The 19814-nt window shown below is 37.9% G+C and carries 16 protein-coding genes and 1 pseudogene; 10 read left to right on the forward strand and 7 right to left on the reverse strand.

Annotated elements, in window-relative coordinates; all coding sequences use genetic code 11:
• Positions 1–7 precede the first annotated feature (7 nt).
• On the reverse strand, positions 8–160 hold the full coding sequence (locus Q9G97_RS06945) for a helix-turn-helix domain-containing protein (protein WP_371747934.1): 153 nt from the start codon (positions 158–160) through the stop codon (positions 8–10).
• Positions 161–476: 316 nt separating this feature from the next.
• Between Q9G97_RS06945 and Q9G97_RS06950 the strand changes: the two genes are divergently transcribed.
• Complete coding sequence (locus tag Q9G97_RS06950) at positions 477–797, forward strand: hypothetical protein (RefSeq protein WP_305898202.1); 321 nt, start codon at positions 477–479, stop codon at positions 795–797.
• 294 nt (positions 798–1091) lie between these two features.
• On the opposite strand, the gene Q9G97_RS06955 is transcribed toward Q9G97_RS06950, so the two are convergent.
• The 4 genes from Q9G97_RS06955 to Q9G97_RS06970 form a co-directional block, all read right to left on the reverse strand.
• The gene (locus tag Q9G97_RS06955; protein ID WP_305898203.1) at positions 1092–1250 is read right to left on the reverse strand and encodes a hypothetical protein; all 159 of its coding nucleotides are present in this window, start codon (positions 1248–1250) and stop codon (positions 1092–1094) included.
• Between the two features lie 882 nt (positions 1251–2132).
• Entirely contained in the window at positions 2133–3539 is a 1407-nt protein-coding gene (locus Q9G97_RS06960) for a hypothetical protein (RefSeq protein WP_305898204.1), read from the reverse strand.
• 40 nt (positions 3540–3579) lie between these two features.
• Positions 3580–4446, reverse strand: a complete 867-nt coding sequence (locus tag Q9G97_RS06965) for a WG repeat-containing protein (RefSeq protein ID WP_305898205.1) — start codon at positions 4444–4446, stop codon at positions 3580–3582.
• Between the two features lie 40 nt (positions 4447–4486).
• On the reverse strand, positions 4487–5590 hold the full coding sequence (locus tag Q9G97_RS06970; protein WP_305898206.1) for a WG repeat-containing protein: 1104 nt from the start codon (positions 5588–5590) through the stop codon (positions 4487–4489).
• Positions 5591–5763: 173 nt separating this feature from the next.
• Between Q9G97_RS06970 and Q9G97_RS06975 the strand changes: the two genes are divergently transcribed.
• Together Q9G97_RS06975 and Q9G97_RS06980 are read left to right on the forward strand one after the other, a co-directional pair.
• The gene (locus Q9G97_RS06975) at positions 5764–6435 is read left to right on the forward strand and encodes a hypothetical protein (RefSeq protein ID WP_305898207.1); all 672 of its coding nucleotides are present in this window, start codon (positions 5764–5766) and stop codon (positions 6433–6435) included.
• Between the two features lie 65 nt (positions 6436–6500).
• The gene (locus Q9G97_RS06980) at positions 6501–7130 is read left to right on the forward strand and encodes an RNA polymerase sigma factor (protein ID WP_305898208.1); all 630 of its coding nucleotides are present in this window, start codon (positions 6501–6503) and stop codon (positions 7128–7130) included.
• A gap of 103 nt (positions 7131–7233) precedes the next feature.
• On the opposite strand, the gene Q9G97_RS06985 is transcribed toward Q9G97_RS06980, so the two are convergent.
• Positions 7234–8613: a caspase family protein gene (locus Q9G97_RS06985; RefSeq protein WP_305898209.1), complete on the reverse strand. Its 1380-nt coding sequence runs from the start codon at positions 8611–8613 to the stop codon at positions 7234–7236.
• Positions 8614–8743: 130 nt separating this feature from the next.
• Positions 8744–11950 (reverse strand): caspase family protein, encoded by a 3207-nt coding sequence (locus Q9G97_RS06990; protein WP_305898210.1) that lies wholly within the window; start codon positions 11948–11950, stop codon positions 8744–8746.
• 406 nt (positions 11951–12356) lie between these two features.
• Between Q9G97_RS06990 and Q9G97_RS06995 the strand changes: the two genes are divergently transcribed.
• From Q9G97_RS06995 to Q9G97_RS07030, 7 genes and pseudogenes are all read left to right on the forward strand, one after another.
• Positions 12357–13706 (forward strand): serpin family protein, encoded by a 1350-nt coding sequence (locus Q9G97_RS06995; RefSeq protein ID WP_305898211.1) that lies wholly within the window; start codon positions 12357–12359, stop codon positions 13704–13706.
• Between the two features lie 82 nt (positions 13707–13788).
• The gene (locus Q9G97_RS07000) at positions 13789–15522 is read left to right on the forward strand and encodes a caspase family protein (protein ID WP_305898212.1); all 1734 of its coding nucleotides are present in this window, start codon (positions 13789–13791) and stop codon (positions 15520–15522) included.
• A 36-nt stretch (positions 15523–15558) separates the two neighbouring features.
• Positions 15559–16515, forward strand: coding sequence for an OmpA family protein (locus tag Q9G97_RS07005; protein ID WP_305898213.1), 957 nt, complete (start codon positions 15559–15561; stop codon positions 16513–16515).
• Between the two features lie 507 nt (positions 16516–17022).
• On the forward strand, positions 17023–17232 hold the full coding sequence (locus Q9G97_RS07010) for an Arm DNA-binding domain-containing protein (RefSeq protein ID WP_305898214.1): 210 nt from the start codon (positions 17023–17025) through the stop codon (positions 17230–17232).
• A 62-nt stretch (positions 17233–17294) separates the two neighbouring features.
• Positions 17295–18647: pseudogene (locus tag Q9G97_RS07020) on the forward strand (IS3 family transposase).
• 152 nt (positions 18648–18799) lie between these two features.
• Complete coding sequence (locus Q9G97_RS07025; RefSeq protein ID WP_305898215.1) at positions 18800–19183, forward strand: hypothetical protein; 384 nt, start codon at positions 18800–18802, stop codon at positions 19181–19183.
• 324 nt (positions 19184–19507) lie between these two features.
• On the forward strand, positions 19508–19813 hold the full coding sequence (locus Q9G97_RS07030; protein WP_201608378.1) for a helix-turn-helix domain-containing protein: 306 nt from the start codon (positions 19508–19510) through the stop codon (positions 19811–19813).
• Position 19814: the final 1 nt, after the last annotated feature.

A 19814-nucleotide genomic window follows, 5' to 3' on the forward strand; every position in this document is an offset into this window, starting at 1 on the left:
ATCAAGCTTAGTTTTCTTCATTCTCATCGGGAACATACTTCAAAATATCCCCTGGGGTGATTTTTAATACTTGGCACAACTTACTCAAGGTATCGAATTCTATGCGAGTTGTCTCATCGTTATAAATTCTATGAAGCGTTGACTTGCTGATATCCGTCATCCTTACTAAGTCTGCAACTCGCAATCTTCTTTCCGCTAAAAGCACTGGTAGATTACATGAAATCACAATAAAATCCTTATTGGTAAGTAAAAAATACTTGCCAGTGACTACTTTTCTGTTAAAATAATACTCGTTGGCAATAACTAAGTTTTCGTCAAAAACTATTTTGTGCTGACTAACGCTCTATTATGTCATAGACTCATCTTGCTGCTCAATAACTGGCTAACTATGATGGGTGCGACTTGTTCAATAGATATAGTCACTATAAAAATGTGACACTAATCATAGTCATTCTGCCATTAAAAAGGAGTATATTGTGGGCATCAAGATTGAATGGAGCATGACACAAAATGCTTGGGACAAACGGGTCTGTGAAGATTATTGGGCCTATAATCATAAAATCAGCTATATAGATTATGTACGTATGCTTTGTCAAAAATATAATATTAGCTCTCAAACATTATTTGAAACTATAAGCCAATGCTATGCTTGCTTAGATGATGTTTGTTGTGAATATTGTGGTAGCGCCTGTCCAATTGAAGTACCTGCTGATATCGCCTATATGCGGGCAAAAGAGAGTTGGTTTTGTGCAGTATGTGAGCATGCTATGTGGAGAAGTAACTTCATTAGTAAATAAATAATCAAATCTACTTTTGGCTGAAAAACTGATATTTTATCTGACATAATCAATCCCTCTCACTCAAAGCGCTAACTCTATTTGTATTCATAACGATTTAGTTTTCGTTGACTTTATCCCAGATAATTTGCGAATAATTGATTAGGTCTCTATCGGTCAGACTTTAGTATCGAATAGCCCATTTAACCTTGCGACTATTTTTGATGGCCAGTCCTCTTGTTTATCCTTAGTATTGCCAGCTCCACTGCTACCAGTATTCAGTGGAAATAAACTATCCTCTTACAGCTTTAAATCCTATTGACGTAGTTTAGAAAAGCAGTAGTGACTCATGATAATATTACTGAAATAAATCTCATCATCATCGAGCCTCTCACGTAGTATAGGTTGCAGATCGCTAGCGTAAAAACTTAGCTTATCTATATCCTCATTATCGTAATCGATAATCTGCGACATAAACTCATATTGACGGGTTCAATCATGATGATCTTGCACTAAGTCACCTCGGCGCATTAGCAGCCCTTTTAGTATTTATCATTGTGTTTATTAGTCTTTAAACAGCTGGCTAGCGCTAAAACTCACTGACGATTATGCTTTTAATAAAATTATTTTATGGATTAAGTAATAATTTCTTAGATGCTTATAGCCTTGTTAACGAGGGTTTAAGATTATTAGCGTGATGAATAGATATCGATAACGATTAGATATAGGTAGTAGCAAAAAAAGATGCTAACGCTATATAAGGCATATTGTTAGCACCCTTTTTGGGTTCGGAAATTTACTCAGGCGAGTTTGTCAAAATTGGGGTTTGAATAACCCTTTCGTCAGCTCAAAGCTTTGAGCTGACGAAAGGGTTATTATAGTTAAATCTAAACTCGCTCACATACAGTTCACTGTAACTCTGATAGCTATCAGTATAAACAAAGCTGCCAGGCTTGGTAATGAGTACTATTATGATTTATTTACTCTCTTGCTATAGAAATAGCATAAACCTTACTCTTTCGCTTTAGAATATCCAACACGACTGTTTTATTAGTAGCGACACAGCTAATTTTACCTTTGCATACATCCCGCCAAAATAAGCTTCACCATCAGAAAGCTCATCGTCTTCTAATAAGAGATGGTAATTTACCACAAGCCTAATTTAATGATAGAAAAGCGCAGCAGTGTTAGGCTGAATATTGAGTAAACCTACGGTGGTTCTAGCGGTCACTTCAGCCCTACAGAACTCTCATAGCCGTCACCTTTATTTTTGATTATTTTACGACAAGTTACCTTTATAAAAGCAGAATAGCATAGTGCCTAGCGAGAGCATCTCTAAGTTTTTATTATCGTGTTCTATATAAGATTCACAAAGCTGGGTACTGTATATCCCATTGCATAGGCTGCTTCTTCCATAGCATTCATGCACATTGGAGTATTAGCGAACGCACCGAGCGTAATAACTGAGCCAGCAACAATCGCACCTCCACAGGTAGCTGCTCTGATAGCAATAGAAATATTTGTCCAATTACTGTCTTCTTGGGCTTGCTGTAATCTAGGGTCATAAGATAGCATTGTCGCCATTGCGACTGTTGGGTCAATACTATCTCCATTTTCATAAACCTTAATAATTAGTTCAGACCAGTCTTTTGATAGTATTTTGATAGCTTCTGGACTTAACTCACCCAGACTCAAGATCATAGATGAGTATGGACTTTGGTCACTCTCATATACTGCTAAGTAAGGCGACCTCCCTTTATTAAAACCTGTCAAAACAAAATCTAACTCTTCTTTAGCGCTGTCATAATCATAGTTACTTTTCAGTGTTCGCTGGCAATCATCAGGAGATGCTAGAGTATTACTAATATTTCCACCTAGAACAGGTAGAAACGTAATAACCTCATTTTTGCGTGCTTCTCTTGATTCTGCAGATGTACTTGCAGTAGCAAGAGGTAATGTCATAAAACCTTCGCAAAGTGTTATGTTTTTTCTACTAATAGTTAAATCAAGTTTAGGGAACCAAGACCCTTTCTCTTTCCTAAATACTTTTTTATTCAACAAAATAACTGCTCTTGGTTTTGTATCTTCAGTCGGTTTTATTGAAAATATTTTTTTGCTTCCTTTTGATCCTGCTTGTGCAAAAGCAGAATCAAAGCTTTGAAAGTCATCATATGAGTCTAAAATAAAATCACGAGTCATGGGAAGACCTCTTAAGTGAGAGCCATCCGATGGATCTGTACCAGACTTCTCGGTAACTGCGACCTTATTGTTTGCCTCTTTCTCAAAAAAGTCATCTGAATTTTTCATCATAGCCAACAGTTGACAGCTAGTCATATCGTCATGTTCATAACATGCTTGATCAAACCATGACTTGATACTTTCACGATATTCTTTACCATCTTCATAGCTCATTGCAAAATTCTGACTTCTAATAAGTTTATTAATCGGCTCATTATAATCTAGAGTCATACTGGTTTCATCAGCCCGACTTTTCATTGCCAAGTAATAATTTTCGAACGCCTTCTTAAAATTCCTTTCTCTATGCCTACCTTTCAAAAAGGATTCGGCTCTCATTAAATGAGTATCAGGAGAGTCGTTATTAACTTGCCTAATATCTGTATTAATTATATTATCTGATAAATAAGAAATATCTTCATTGAGAAGTCCCGTATTAGCAAATGCTATTGTTGTCATAAAACTGCATGATAGCCCAAGCGCTAATACTTGAGGATTTAATGCCTTTTTTAAACTGGACCTATTCATAACCGTTATCTCCATTAGAAAATTTATTAACCCTAATACTTTAACGCTTTTTATCCTCCTCACCTTTCTTATTAATAGTGATCCATAAACCACCTTTTTTAACTTTTGCAATACCTTCCGAAAAAGAAGAACCATCTTCAAAAACTATTGGCATAACTATCTCTCCTTGCTGGTTGATAAATCCATATCTACCTTCATATCCAACACGCGCCAGCCCTTCTGCAAAGCTAACAGCACTGTCATATTTTGGCGATACAACCTCTTGACCTTGCTGATTTAAAAAGCCGTATTTATTGTTCTTCTTAACCACTACCAAACCTTCTGAAAACGGTAAATCAATGAGATCGTATTCAACTGGAACAACTAATTTACCTTGTTTATTAATTAGTCCTTGCTTAGAGTCTGTCTCCACTAAGGCTAACCCATTCAAAAAGACTTCAGAATAAGAAAAGGGGTTAAGGTTGTAGTACTTATCGACGTCTAAAACCTCTGATCCTGTTTTATCGATAAATATATATCGTCCGTCTTTTCTGACTCGTGCCAAGCCATCTGAGAACCTGCTCGGTCGATCGTATTCAAACGGAATGACTATCTTTCCTTGGATATTTATAAACCCAGATTTATTATTTTTCTCAACACTAGCAAGCCCTTCTGAAAAAATGCCAACATCATCATATTCAATAGGTATAACAAGCTTACCTTGGCTATTCATGAACCCATATTTATCTTTTTGCTCAACCGTTACTAAACCCTCAGAAAAGGTTTCGCATAGTACCGTGCCGTAAGAGGATTGGTATTCTTGATCTATCTCACAACGCTCTGAGACCTGAGAGGCAAAAACATAAGAAGTACCAGTAAGCATGAAAAATGCTACTACACTCTTTTTTAAAGTTCGACTCATCATCATGTTTAACCTCTTTATTATATTTATAAACTCTTAGCCCTTATTACCCCATACCACATCGGTTAGCAAATTTGTCTTCCTCATTTTCCACAGCCTCTGCCATATTAGAAATGATAGAACCAAGCTCATCATATTTTGGCTCTACGATCACTCTACCTTTTTCATCAACTAGGCCATAGTTACCATTGTGTTTAACGACTAATAACTTGTTTGAAAACGATCTAATATCTTCATATTCAAGAGGAAGCACTAGCTCTCCTGAGCTGTCGATAAGACCATATTCATTACCTTTTTTGACTTTGACTATGTTTCCTTTGCGCTCAACCATCCTCTTAAAATCCTTGAGTTGAACGATGTAGTCATACTCTAATTGTGCTATCAGTTCACCTTTATTATTGATTAAGCCATATTTTCCTTCATCGTTCTGCACTATCAACATGCCGTTGGTGACATGCCCATTTGCAAATCCATACACTTCTGAATAGTCTTCATTCTCAGCAATAGCGTATGAGCCATCAAAAAAAATGACATTACTTCCTTGCTTATCGATATAGCTTGTTTTTCCATCTTCTATCACTTGAGCCAAGCCTTCAGAAAACTGGCGGGCAAAATCAAACTTAAAAGGGATAACTGTTTCTCCTTTTGAGTTGATATAGCCATACTTACCGTTTTTCTGTACACCAGCCAGCCCTTCAGAGAAATTATCAGCATCATCATATATAATAGGGATAACTATTCTGTTCTGTTTATCAATGAAGCCAAATTTACTTTCTCGGCCAACAGCTGCTAGCCCTTTTGAAAAATGTCTAACCAAATCATATTTAGTGGAGATGACTTCTCTACCTTGAGTATTGACGAAGCCATACTTACCATCTTTTTTGACAGCTAAAAAACCTTCTTTAAACTCAGGATATAATAAGTCATATTCAGTAGGGACGACTGTTTGACCTTTCTTGTTTACAAGTCCATATTTACTATTTTTTTCAACTTCAATTAGCCCCTCAAAAAAATAAAGACCTTCAGTTTCCTGAAGATCTAATGTTGGCGCACAAGTATAGAATTTTTCTGAGGTGCTAGCTTGAGAGACAATCGTTAGGATTGATAATGTGATAGTACTGAGTCTTAAAAGCCAGCTTAATCTGCTCATACTGCACATCCTTATTCCAATATATTCTCCTTTAAACATTATATTGACTTAAAAAAATAAACATCGCAAGTGTAAATTCACTTTAACGACTATTTGCAATGATCGTTAAAAAGACTTACATTTAAATAATATCTATTTTATTTTAAAAAAACTAAAAAGAAGCAGGTGACAACATGCACCTTAATTTAGTAAGCTCGATAACAATTTTAAGTACTCTTAGCCTAGGACTTATCGGCTGCTTTGGAATGGATGGTGGTCAATGTAGTTACGATCAAGATAGCTTTTTGACACAAATAGAGTCGAAGTCTGATGTTAACTATATCCTGAGCACAATGGATAATAAAACTAACCCTCCCCCATTAACGTTCATGAGTTCTTTTGAAGTACCGATTTCTGAGTTAAATCCAAATTTGCTAGATTCAAACTACTTGATGACAACTGTGCAATACATCACCTCTGGCACTTGTACGCCGTCACATGTCATAAGTGTTGAAAGATTCACAATTGGTAAACTACGATTGCAAGCTGATGATGAGTTTCATTCAAAAGCTGCCTCTAAAGTTCAGGAAGCACAAGAATGTATTAGTAGCAACCCTTCACGATGTTCAGGTATAGAGCTTTCCCAATACAGTAAAGATGAAATGGATACATTACAAAGTATTGATGCTGATACTCTCAAGGGTTGCTCGTTAGATGCGATTAGAGAGAATATATCTCAGTTGAAAGAGTTATCTTCAAATCAATACTTTGTGAGGTGTGCAGTCATTAAAAGCCAAGATGAAGAATTACCACTGTATTTTGAGCAGAGTGATGAAGGTTTAATATTTCGAGGTGTGCTGTTTTAATTTTGCGTTGATGACTGTTCAACATTTAATAGTATTAAATTTGAATAAATAGATTGGTGAATAGAATGCTACCTAAAACTCAAAACCCTCCTATTTCTAACAAAGAATTGATGCTTAAATATGCTCATGAAGACTGTATGCTATCGTTCAACTTATTGTTTAAAGAGCATAATAGGAATATGATTGGCTACATCATGTATCAGCATGGTACTACTGAAGATGTTGCACAAGATATAGTCTCTCAAACTTGGGAGAAGATTATAAAAAGTAAAGCCTCTTATAAGCCAATAGCTAAGTTCCGTACCTATCTATATCGAATTCTATTCAATACTCATATAGACCACTATAGAAAAACTCGTACTGTACAACTATGCTCATACTCCTTTATTGAAAATAGCAATGACTTTGCTATTGATTATCCTAATAAACAGTTTAACGATATATTAAAATATGAGGTACATCTAAAACTTAGTCGTGCCATCCAGTCTTTACCTAAACAACAAGCTATTGTCATAAAATTGCATTACTTAGAAGGATTGAAAGTAAAAGAAATAGCACAAATTACTGATCAATCGCACGAATGCGCCAAAAGTAGATTGCGATATGCGAAAAAAGGCATCAAGAAGCATCTACTCAAAAGTGGTATCGACTCGTCAATCATTCAGTACTATATTACTGAAGCCGAAGACCTTTAATATTTAACAGTAGAACCCACTTTTGACTATTAATCATTCCTTAGCCTATTAACAGATAGACTGCTATGAATTTATCGACTAGAGTACTACAAATCTATCAATACTATTTTATATTAACAATTGAATAGTTCGCGATTGCAATTGGCGTGGTTGAACCCTCTATGGGTACAATGGCTAGGTTTCTTCTAGTTAATGCTTGGTCAATTGATGCTCCAGAAATTTTTGCAAAAGCTTCATCCTTAACTTTGCCTTGTGCATCTAAAAAACCAAAACCTTTACTGGTTAAGTCGATAGGCTTTTGGGTAATAAATGCAGCTACCAAGGTCTCACCTCTTGGCTCAGTAGCAACGATTTTAAACTTACCATTACCTGGCAAACTTATGGTTTGTGCCTGTATCTTATTGTTTGTAGCGTATTTATTAGGAAACAATACTGTGACTGAATCATCAGCGCCTACCGTTACAGCATTGAGATAACCTGATACAGGTGTTGTTAGCTCAACGACAAACTCTTCACCAACATTAAGCGTGCTTGGAGAGTTAATAACAACGTCTTTCGGTAGTTGACCTACCAAATCGATCACTCTTTGCTTATTTACCTCAATTGTGTCTGTATTATTAGCAAAGTAAATAGGTTTATTTAACAACGATGTATTACCATCAATTTTAGGACTGAACCTTTCACTAGCATCAAGTGATAAACTCCTAATCTTATATGCGGTCGAATCATATAAGGCTTGCCAACTGCTGTTACTGCCGTCACGTCTTGCTTCTTCGAATGACTCGTATATGGCTTTAGTAAAGATGCTGCCTTCAGGCGTCGCAAGTGATTGCTCATCATCTTGAGCCGCACCGATGGAAATATACTGCTGCATACTGTTCTTAGGCTTAGCCTTACTTGAAGGCATAAGTGCTAAATTATTATCTGTATAGCGCTTGTCATACCCTATAGACTTCACTTGGACACGTTGACGGTTTTGACTAAACATGTTCGCAGCTAAGGACTTTGTGCCTGTCCCACTGTGGCAAGCATCTATCAAAACCACCATATTGTTGCTTTTAATTTTTGACAATGCTTCATTGATATCATCATCAATTAGATGACCATCATAGACATATAAAGTCTCGTCCATGTTATCTGGCTCATCACCATTAGTATCTTCAACCTGCGAACCATGACCAGAATAATAAATTAGCACACGGTCTTGACTCGTTGTTGTATTAGCCAGATTATCTAATTCTTTCAAGATATTTTTACGCGTTGCTTGGCTGTCTGATAAATGCGTAATGTTACTTTCATCAATTCCAAGACGTTGTGCCATTTCATCTATCATGCCACTATCTAAATCAATGCCTATTAAATTATTCATAGGGTCTTCATATTCACCAACACCAATTATTAACGCTTTATCAGCTGCTAAGCTAAGACTGGAAACACTAAGCAAAGATAACGACATCAACACTGATTTCAAAATTAGTTCCATAAGGCTATCTCCTAAATATTTGTTTTTATACGCAATTCTCAAATTAAACAAAACCATAGTGCCACTAGTTTAAATCCATCTTAAGGTAGGTCTCTGTTTAACAAGGTTTTATTCCTTTATTCTTGAGTTACTAAAACACCTTAAACTCAAAGCCATTGCCTATCATACTTGAAGTCGGATACTGTGGTTGACTAAACGCCCTTTGTGCAATGGTTGGTATCTCATCCTCAATATAGTTTGACAGCTCCCCTGTCTTCATATATCCATCCTTATTCATATCACCAGCACCATTAAAGGCTTGCAATAGTCCATAAGTAAACACCCCATGACCCTGATAACCCTCGAGTGCCTTTTGTTTGTCGGTACTTGCCATAATGACTGTCGCCCCTGACTTACGCTGCATTGTATCTATCACATCCTGATCATCGAGTCCTCTTGAGATGAGCAGTTGCCCTGCATCGATTGAGCCGCCACTATCACAAGTGTCTAGCAAGATAAGCTTCTTATTGGTGTTCACTTGTGCGAGCATTCCCTGCAAGTCATTTGCATTGATACCTGTTTTGGTCACTTGTCTGCTGGAAGTAGCACCCACATCAGAGGTAAATAGATGATAGCCAGTATCTGGGTAGTTATAACCATGCGCGGCGACGTAGAAGACAAACACATCATTCATTTTGGCAGTCTGTTTGATTTGATTGATCTTACTGATGATGATGTCTTTAGAGGTGGTGCTAGCAGTGTTTAGTAGGCTGATATTGCCTTTGTCATAAATACTGCCGATTTGTTTGTTTAAGACGTCATAGATGGCACTGGCATCTTTGGCCGCATAGTTTAGCTTAAGATCTGGGTTGTTATACTGGTCAATGCCTATGATAACGGCATGCAGTTTGGGCTTTTGGATGGGGGCATAAGTTGAGGTAACTTGTTTACTGACGGTACTGGTAATCCCTACGTTTTCTTCTGGATAGGCTTCTACGGTTAGAGTATGCTCGCCCTGTGGAATAGATAATGTAAAGTCACGAGTGGTTTGATTGACGGCTCGCGTCAATCCACGACTGTTTTGGTCAATGGCAATACCATCAAGTAAGACGCGTACGTCACCGATGCCGCCACCTTGGTCGGTGAGTAGGACGGAGAGTGATAGGGTTTCGCTATTAGTGGTGTTTGGTGGTTGGGTCTTCCATGCAATGAGGGGTGGTTTGGCAAATATACTTTCGACTTGCTTGCGGATGGCAGGGTCGGTTATTTTGTCGGTAGCGAGCATGGTTTCTAAATTTTGCTTTATTTTAATGAAAGTCTCCTCTTTACTGTCGCTTTTATTGTTGTCTGCTGCAAATATTTCATAGGCTACAACAAAAAACTGAGCCGCTTTGTTTGAGTCCTGTGGTACGCCTAGCCCTTCATTAAACATATCACCAATGTTAAACACCGCATACAGCTCACCCTGTGACAGTGCTTTTTGAAACCAGCGCAAGGCGAGGGTGTAATCTTGTGGTACGCCTTTGCCTTCTTTATACATATAACCGATATTATTCATCGCGGGAGCATACCCATTATCGGCAGCTTTTTTATACCACTCCAAGGCAGCAGCACCGTCTTTTGGCATGCCTTTGCCTTCTCTATACATATAACCAAGACCAACCATTGAATTTAAAAAGCCTTGATTGGCAGCTTTTTTATACCAGCCCATAGCAGCGGTGTAGTCTTGAGTAATACCTTCTTCACTATACTTACCGCCAAGATTGTTCATCGCCCATAGATTGCCATTATCGGCGGCTTTTGTGTACCAGTTTATAGCAGCACGGTCGTCTTGGGCGACACCTTGTCCTTTATCATACATAAGACCAAGGTTATACATTGCATTCGTATCACCCTTACCCGCCGCTTTTTTATACCAGTCTATAGCAGTAGTATAGTCTTGAGTGACACCTTGTCCTTCGTTATACATATTACCAATGTGTTGCATCGAAAAAGAGTCGCCTTTATCTGCAGCCTTTTTAAGCCACTCCATGGCTGTACGGTAGTTTTGCGTGACGCCTTTTCCCTCTTTATATAAATAACCCATGTTTCCCATTGCATTCGTATCACCCTTATCCGCCGCTTTTTTGTACCAACTCATAGCGGTAGTATAGTCTTGAGTGACGCCATGTCCTTCATCATACAGAATACCAATGTTATACATTGCAGAGGCACTGCCATTATCCGCCGCTTTTTTATACCAGTCCATAGCAGTACTATAGTCTTGAGTAACGCCATGTCCTTCATCATACAGAATACCAATGTTATACATTGCAGAGGCACTGCCATTATCCGCCGCCTTTTTATACCAGCTCATAGCGGTGGTATAGTTTTGAGTGATACCTTGACCGTTATAATACAGATTACCAATATTGTTCATTGCAGAGGCAATGCCATTATCCGCCGCTTTTTTATACCAGTCCATAGCAGTACTATAGTCTTGAGTAACGCCCTTTCCTTCTCTGTATAGATAACCAATATTTCGCATCGCAGAAGCATCACCCTTGTTCGCTGCTTTTTTATACCAGTCCATAGCAGTGCTATAGTTTTGCGTGACGCCTTGACCGTTACGATACAGATAACCAATGCTTCTCATCGCATCAGCATCACCTTTATCGGCAGCTTTTTTATACCAATTCATAGCGGTAGTGTAGTCTTGGGTGACACCTTGTCCGTCACGATACATAACACCAAGGTTATACATCGCAACAGCATTGCCCTTATCGGCAGCTTTTTTATACCATTCCATAGCAGTGGTGTAGTCTTGGGTGACGCCTTCTCCATTGTTATACCGATAGCCAATACCAGCCATTGCATTGGCATTGCCTTTGTTGGCCGCTTGTTTAGACCATTGTATGGCTTTGGCATAATCTTTCGCTAGGTTAAAATTACCATTCGCGTAATTGTAACTTTTGAATAAACCGACTAGCCCCTTTGGGTCATCAGCACTGCTATTTAACATTTGAATGGCTTGCGTCACATTTGTGGTATTGGGTGTATAGTCAACCTTATTACCTCTATGTTTATAGCGATACAGAGTCATATCTGCTGCGATATTGCCTTGCTTACTCAGTTCAATAAGCTTGTCTATCCGTGGTGAATAACTTAAATCTAACGCATCTTCTACCGCTTGTAATTGAACCAAAAATTCAGCTTCGTTGATGTCACTTGCCATACTCACTTGCGGCGTCATACCAATGGTGAAGGCGATAGCTGCGACTGTACCTAACTGACGATAGCGAGCATTGGCTAAACATCCCCAAAGCGTGACATGCTGTAGTGTTTTTTTGTACTGATTGGATTGATTATTTTGGGTCATAGTTTGGCTCCAAATTTTATGAGATTCAAAATACTGGTAAGTGATGAATGCTTGAATACAACCATCCTACTTATAATGACTTAACGCTTATATTTTAAGCTCACGATTGTAAGATGCCTCTGTCATGGCTACAGGACTTAAAAAAGTAATGGCAAGCAAAAGTGTATACGGAGTTTTCTCAAATACTTTCTTATTTCTAATTTAATTTCTATGCCTCTCAAGCGATCACAGTGTGATTAATTATAATTATTACGCAGTACTTATTAAGTTTAAACGTAAATATAAAAAAAAAGGGTTAAAAACTTTAACCCCAAAATGCAATATCTTTCGTTTAATATAAAAATAAATCTAATCTTGGCATTAGAATCAAAAATGCGTTTAGGCTAAAAAGCCTGGAGGATGTCTTATGAAACCTGCAATTCTTATTTACCATGTTATTACTGGTGGCGTGCTTATGATGTGCGTGGGTTGCCAACCCCAAGTGCTAAATACTGTGAACCATCCTAATACTACTAACACTGCTATATCACAAGCAGTTTTTTTGGATACCGAAGAGGTAAATTCCCAGCAGGCAGTAAAGATACGTGACTTTGCTAGATCAAACGCATCCATTGATAATGCGTCAATGATAAATATAGACTGTCATCAGTCTACTGATAACCGAAGCTTAAATCATTCCTCATTGGTTACATCACCTTCTATCAGCATTACTCAAAACTTAGACTTACTAAAGCAATTAAACAAAAAATCCTTAACGAAAAACATTGTGTTCTCTACTTATAGTCTGGATCAAGCCGCTAAAACAGCACTGCTCTCTATGCCTAAGCCTATGACAGTTCAGCGTCCAAGTTGGCTATTATCACACCTGACACCGCTAAGTCTGAATCAACCGCTATCAAAACTACCTAATAGCTATCAGAATAACAATCAATTGTTTTATCACCAAGGCTATACCATAAGTCCTGCTTACGATACCATTTATAAAGCTGCTTTAGACGGTACAACCCAACCTCTTAACTTCAATGAGCCTGTGACTGCTGCTACCCAAGCCAATCGATGGGTAAGCACTCAAACTAGCGGTATGATTGATAATGTGTTTAAACCAGATATGTTTATACAAAACGATGCTGTGCTAAGCAACGTGTTGTATTTTAAAGCGAACTGGTTATCACCATTCGAGACAGATGATACTAAGCTTTCATCGTTTATTACAGCTTCAGGTAAAACGCAAATGGTGCCAACTATGGTTCAAGAGCTTGAACTGTTGTACTCAAAGTATGAAGGCTGGGAGTACGTAGGAATCTCCTTTGAGGATGGTAGTATGCTACAGCTATTTTTAACCCCTAAAGATAAAAGCACTGCTATTCCAGACAGTGACACATTAGCAGCGTTGCTAGAAGAGAGTGTGGAGAAAAAAGCAAGATTATTACTACCCAAGCTTAACTTGCAAGGAAACATCATAGATCTAAATGAAATTGCTCCGGAAATCAACTCATGGCAGTTGCCAAATTTGATGTTAATAAAAGTACTAAAAAATCCTAAGCTGATTCATCAGTCTGTCATCACTTGGAACGAAACAGGGGCTAAAGCGGCAGCCTTAAGTTCGATCATGGTATCTAAAAGTTTATCTTTACCACTAACGGTTAAAGTAAATCGCCCTTTTGTATTTATGATTCGTCACGCAGATGAAGTGATGTTTACAGGCGCAGTGCGTGAAATGGATGCGCTAGTGACAGATGACAAATCCACGTTATAACTGCTGATTTATCAGCTAGGTTGTATTTAAAGTTGAGAGACTTATCACTGCCTAAGTATCGTCTAATAAATATAGGTGTATCATGATCAATAACTTTAAGAATATTATAAAAACTATACTCATAGCCTCTTTATTATCAACTACTTCAATAACTTATGCGAAGAATGTCGCTTTACTTATTGGAGTGAGTGATTATAAATACTTAGAAAAGAACGATCTTGACGGTCCTAAGAACGATGTAAAAGCATTACAGAGTGTATTAATTAAAAACTGGCAATTTAAACCTGAGAACATTGTTACCTTGATTGATTCTCAAGCCACCCAACAAGGAATCATCAATGCCTTAAATAATTTAGAACAGCGAACAGAGGCAAACGATGAAATACTTATTTATTTAAGCGGACACGGTACTAGCATATTCGATGAAGAAGGCGGTAGTGACAGCTTTAAAAATGGGCTGTCCAGTAACTCAGGTGCATTTGTTCCTTATGAGTACGATAGTCAAAAGATCCTAGCTGCACTAGACAAAGAAGACGTCTTAGGAGCGGTTAAAAACAACTTTATTACTGGTCAATACCACATCAAACCTATCATTCAAAAATTAGAAAAAAATCGTCGTATTACAGGGATCATAGATGCTTGTTTTTCTGAGCATGGCTTTAGAGGTATAACTACAGAAAATGCGCTGCCTAATCGCTTACTACCGTTCAATAAAGCAACACCTCAAAAATTGAGCGTATCATCAACCTCGAATACATCTGAATTTAATGACGATGAATATCCTTATCAAAATACAGTGACAATTGCGGCCTCTAGCAAAGCACAGCCCGCTTTAGATCTTAATATACCGTTTTTAAATAACAACCCACACACCACGTTTGATAACAAGCCTCATGGTTTATTCTCGGATTTATTAATACGCATCTTAGATGGTGATATTGATGCTGGTGGCGAAGACGGCATCATCAGTTACGCAGACCTAGAGAACACGATGAAGTCTCATATTGTTAATTATCCTATAGCTAAAGAGGTACTACAAACCCCACACTTCCAACCACTTTTAACCAACTCAAATGCCCATAACCTGATGAATCGTCCCCTATTTGGACTTAACAGTAATGTAATGAGACAACGATCAAGCAATGATCTTCTCAAAATAAAAACAAATAACTTAGACGTTTTTAATCAAATAGTAGATAACAGCTTATTTGTATCACAAAACAGCGGTTTAATAGACTTTGTAGTAACTGGTCAAAACAATCAATGGCAGTTATCGGCTGGTAATGGAACCAATATATTAGACAAAGGAAACAACCAACAGCTTAAAAATCGCATAGATACTGAGTACTGGCTAAGATCTCATATAGCCAAAATTCCGAGCATAGCAAATCTACGTGTTAATGCACTGCCAGAAGTGGCAGGCAACGTTTTTAAAGAAGGTGAAGATATTCAGCTTGCTGTTAGTGTTGACCGACCTAGTGCATTACTTGCTTTTAATATAAACAGTCAAGGAGACATCAATATTTTGTATCCTACAAACTCTACAGAAAATCAAATGATAGTAGTCAACCTACCGAAAACAATACCGGAAAAAGAGAAAATACCCGTCAAGGCCCCATTTGGACTAGATCAAATTGTTTTCATTACTTTATCTTCACCATTAACCCATACAGAACTAAATGAGATGTCTAATTTATTTTCGGGCAGCAACTCTACAATGAATACTCCGGAAATAAAGAAACTTAGCAGCATCATTGAAAGTAAAGCGACCGCTATGCGTAAATTAAATATTCAAACCCTTCCTAATGAAAGTTAAGATAGTAATATAACTAAAATAATGTAGAGAAACATTATGAATAATCAGTGCATTTTGAAAGTGAGCAAACCTTTAAATAAATTTAGTGCTATTGTATTTGGCTGTACTTTCTTAGCCATCTCTCCTAACTCTCAAGCGGAAAGCTGCAATGATGCTAAAGCCATTGAACAATACAATATGGCTATTTCAGCATCTGATATTACACACAAGCTTGAGCTCTTACAGCAGGCTACTACAGCATGCTCGGCAACTTATGAGATGTTACTTGAACTAGGTGATGCTTATTTTGAAAACCAGCAACTAGATTATGCTATCAACATCTATTCTAGAACTCTAAATCGCTCAATTAGTGACTCTCAAGCTAAACAAGCAAATATCTTTATGCGCTTAATGTACGCTTATAATAGTAAGGCAGAGCGATTAACTGTCAATCAATACGCCCGTAAGATCCAGTTATTAAAAGCAAATGGGATGACTTGGGATATGGCATCTGAACAATCTTATCAAGCTCTGTATAGAAAAAATAAACAGCAGTTAACAGAAGTACCGATAACTGTAGAAGAATTAAAGATAGGGCTAAACAAAGCAGATGAACCTAGCAATAGAAATTTAGCTGTTATTGGCATTGATGACGATACATCATCATCAAGCGTGCAAATAGATATGGATATTAAGTTTTCAAGCGACTCATCATCGCTAACCCTTGCCAGCAAAGATACACTTAACCAAATTATTAATGCGTTAAATGGTAATAGCGACTCTATTGAGCAAATTAAAGTTATAGGACATACAGATAGCAAAGGTACAAACCTATATAACCAGCACTTATCCGAACGACGAGCACGAACGGTTAGTAACTATATCCAAGAAAAAATACCAAGCTTATATGCGAGGCTTATCTCATTAGGAATGGGTGAAAGTGAACTTATTGATACAGCTAATAGCGAGTCTGCACACGCACTAAACCGAAGAGTTGTATTTCAGATTGAGTAAATATTTTTACATAAATTTTCTTGGAGATATAAGTTCTATAAAAAAGCCAGCTAGCTACTAACTTTCTCCATACGTTGAACGAAAGATATATCCTTTATTACTAATCATTAAAGAGTTTCATCTGTAGATTCTTATCTTTCAAAGAGCTGCTAATACTATTAACTTTGATACTATTTTGATACTCTGTATTTGTTGATGGATATACCTATTTGTTGACAGATAAAGTCTTCTCTCACCTTAAACCTATAAAAATAAAGGGCTAGCAGTAATATTTATTGATAAGTGTTTTGTATTGTTGTTGTAAGGACAAGGACTCATAATCCTTTGGTCGTAGGTTCAAGTCCTACTGGGCCCACCATATATTGATTCAGGCTTGTTCGCAGCGATGCGACAAGCCTTTTTTTATGGGGTTTTGTAAGTTTTACGAATATCTTGGTATGTGGCGAACCATATAGAATATTGGTATATTTGTTGGTATAGATTATACCAACGCGGAGATATGCCAACATGCCATTAACTCATACTATTATCAACAAACTAACCCCAAGCGAAAAATGCACCCCTAGCCGCCCTGACAAACATAGTGATGGCGATGGTCTTCAACTATGGGTAAGACATACAGGGAACAAAGTTTGGATCAGCGCTTATCGCTGGCAAGGGAAACAGCAGTCACTCACTTTAGGTAAATACCCAGTAATTACACTACAGCAGGCATGAGCTATGCTGAAAAAACTGTAGAACCAAACTTGGTAAACTAACGACTCAATGAGGAGTTTATCATGACTAAGAAAATCAGAACCTATAGTGCAGCATTCAAAGCTGAAGCCGTTAAAAAGATAGCAGATAATAAGGACAATGTTTCAGCGACTGCAAAGCAGCTTGGCATCGCCATGCAGACATTATCTAACTGGCAAAACAAAGCTGATAAAGGCCAGCTTATTGGTACTAAAGAATATGATCCTGAGCTCATGGCTATACTAGAAGAGAATAAACGTCTTAAACGTGATCTCAAAGTTGCTCAGGAAGAGAGAGATATTCTAAATGAGGAAGGATAAAGCGAAGCACTGCTTCGCCCGGACGCAAGATGAGAGCTATGCTCGAATGAGGCCACGGCGTACTTCGCCAATGAGGAACGTTAAGAAACAGTCTGGGAGACTGTTTTAGTGACGCAAGACGAAGGGCTATGCCCGCAGTGACAGTTGATGAGGTACGTCTTTATCAAGGATAACCAGAAAATATTTAGCATCACTTGTATGTGTCACGTATTAGATGTCAAGCCATCAAGCTATTATAACTGGATAAATCGTGGTGTTAGTAATCAGCAGATCCACCGCAACCAGTGTGAGCTGCTGGTTCGCGTGGCTCATGATGAAACTAAGCAGCGCTATGGCTGTGAGCGATTGCATGCTCATCTTGCAGAGCAAGGCCATCATATCAGTCAATACATGGTAAGACGCATTAAAGAAGAATACGGCATTGTTTGCCGTCGTCACAAGCGTTTTAAAGTTACCACCAACTCAAACCATAACAAGTTTATTTATCCAAACCTGCTCGATCAAAAATTTGATACCAGTCGTCCTAACGAAGCTTGGGTTAGTGACATCACTTACATATGGACAGATGAGGGTTGGCTATACTTAGCAGGTGTTAAAGACCTCTACACTAAAGAGCTGGTCGGCTATGCTATCCACAAGCGTATGACAGCAGATTTAGTTTGCCGTGCACTCAATATGGCCATCAAGAACAAACGACCCAACCAACGGCGGATTGTGCATTCTGATAGAGGCAGTCAGTACTGTAGTTATGACTATCATAAGATCATTAAGAAGCATAAATTTAAGGGTTCAATGTCCAGACGTGGTAATTGCTTTGATAATGCTCCGATAGAGAGTTTCTGGGGCATATTGAAAAATGAGTTAGTGTATCATCAGGATTATAAAATGAGATTCGAAGCTATTAATGACATCATTAAATATATTGAGCTTGAGTATAATGAGGAGCGATCAGCAAAGGACTGCTTTGCAGCGACGCAAGGCAAGAGCTATGCTCGCAGTGAAACTAGAATCCAAAAGGGTTTGGGCTATAAAACGCCAAGACAGGTGTGGTTTGATTTTTATCGTCAAGCTGCGTAACTAAAATCTCCCAAGTCAATGTCTACAGATTTGACAGCATAGGTCATGCCTAACAGTGTTGATTACTTAATTGGTCATAATATCGATTTTGATATGACAGTTCTTAAAATGCGGGTGTGACTCATACACCTAAGTTGATATGCACCAATGCAATGGCTAACTTCCTTCTTCCTATGCTGGAAAGTCATAAGCTAGTATCCCTCCTCTATCATTTTCAACGAGATATAGCGCGTGCTCAAGCAAGAGATGCTCATGCTGCCATTGCCGATATTTACTTTGCTGAGCTGATGCTTGGTAGTTTGATTGACTTGGCTAATAGTCAGGGTCATGAAATAAGTGATTTGAAGAGCCTATATGAATTTAGCCAGATGGCACGTGTACCCACGCATTTAAGTTTTGGCAAGCATAAAGGTGAGGCTATTGCAGATTTGGCTACCCATTCAGATGGGGCTGGATATCTGAAGTGGCTACTAAAACAAGATACGGTTGACCCTTATTTAGCTGAAGCTTGCCAGCAAGCATTAGAGTCCGTATAAATACACTGATGTAGTCAATTTTATAGTCGAGCTATGTTCAACATTCAAATCGATACTAGATTATGGTTTTTAAAATATCATCAATATTTGCATATGCCATGGAACAATCTTACTCTGACAAACTGGAAAAGCTCTATATGCTATTATTTATATAGTGTAGAGGGCGGGGGTATGAAATTGAATTTTCTTAGGGGACGCTATTAATATCGGGGTTTGATTACAAATATTTTTTGTTAATTATTTATTTCAGAAAAACAAGCATTCATATTTGAACGACTAAGTGCTAAAATAGTATTTTAACACTCTTATATGATTTATTATATTATGAACATAAGATTTGATTTTTATACGCCAAGTGAGATTTCCGAGATTTTAGGTGAACGCTTAAAAACGCAGCGACTGGCACTAAACTTAACGCAAGCCGCTTTAGCAGATAAGGCTGGTACTGGCATCAGTACTGTTGCTCGTATTGAGTCTGGTCAGGGCGGTACACTAGACAATATAATCAGGCTCGCTATGGCTCTTGGCATGGTAAATCACTTTTCTGAATTATTTGATGTAGTACCTACCAATATAGAAGATGTTATCGCTAAACAAAATCCACGCTTGCGCGCCTCAAACAAAAGCTGAT

Origin of the sequence: Psychrobacter sp. M13, assembly GCF_030718935.1 — a bacterium.
GTDB classification, from domain to species: domain Bacteria; phylum Pseudomonadota; class Gammaproteobacteria; order Pseudomonadales; family Moraxellaceae; genus Psychrobacter; species Psychrobacter immobilis_G.

Coding starts and splice junctions, on each gene's coding strand:
- Q9G97_RS06945 (WP_371747934.1), bottom strand. CDS start 160: ATGACGGATATCAGCAAGTCAACGCTTCATAGAATTTATAACGATGAG.
- Q9G97_RS06955 (WP_305898203.1), bottom strand. CDS start 1,250: ATGTCGCAGATTATCGATTACGATAATGAGGATATAGATAAGCTAAGT.
- Q9G97_RS06960 (WP_305898204.1), bottom strand. CDS start 3,539: ATGAATAGGTCCAGTTTAAAAAAGGCATTAAATCCTCAAGTATTAGCG.
- Q9G97_RS06965 (WP_305898205.1), bottom strand. CDS start 4,446: ATGATGATGAGTCGAACTTTAAAAAAGAGTGTAGTAGCATTTTTCATG.
- Q9G97_RS06970 (WP_305898206.1), bottom strand. CDS start 5,590: ATGAGCAGATTAAGCTGGCTTTTAAGACTCAGTACTATCACATTATCA.
- Q9G97_RS06975 (WP_305898207.1), top strand. CDS start 5,764: ATGCACCTTAATTTAGTAAGCTCGATAACAATTTTAAGTACTCTTAGC.
- Q9G97_RS06980 (WP_305898208.1), top strand. CDS start 6,501: ATGCTACCTAAAACTCAAAACCCTCCTATTTCTAACAAAGAATTGATG.
- Q9G97_RS06985 (WP_305898209.1), bottom strand. CDS start 8,613: ATGGAACTAATTTTGAAATCAGTGTTGATGTCGTTATCTTTGCTTAGT.
- Q9G97_RS06990 (WP_305898210.1), bottom strand. CDS start 11,950: ATGACCCAAAATAATCAATCCAATCAGTACAAAAAAACACTACAGCAT.
- Q9G97_RS06995 (WP_305898211.1), top strand. CDS start 12,357: ATGAAACCTGCAATTCTTATTTACCATGTTATTACTGGTGGCGTGCTT.
- Q9G97_RS07000 (WP_305898212.1), top strand. CDS start 13,789: ATGATCAATAACTTTAAGAATATTATAAAAACTATACTCATAGCCTCT.
- Q9G97_RS07005 (WP_305898213.1), top strand. CDS start 15,559: ATGAATAATCAGTGCATTTTGAAAGTGAGCAAACCTTTAAATAAATTT.
- Q9G97_RS07010 (WP_305898214.1), top strand. CDS start 17,023: ATGCCATTAACTCATACTATTATCAACAAACTAACCCCAAGCGAAAAA.
- Q9G97_RS07025 (WP_305898215.1), top strand. CDS start 18,800: ATGGCTAACTTCCTTCTTCCTATGCTGGAAAGTCATAAGCTAGTATCC.
- Q9G97_RS07030 (WP_201608378.1), top strand. CDS start 19,508: ATGAACATAAGATTTGATTTTTATACGCCAAGTGAGATTTCCGAGATT.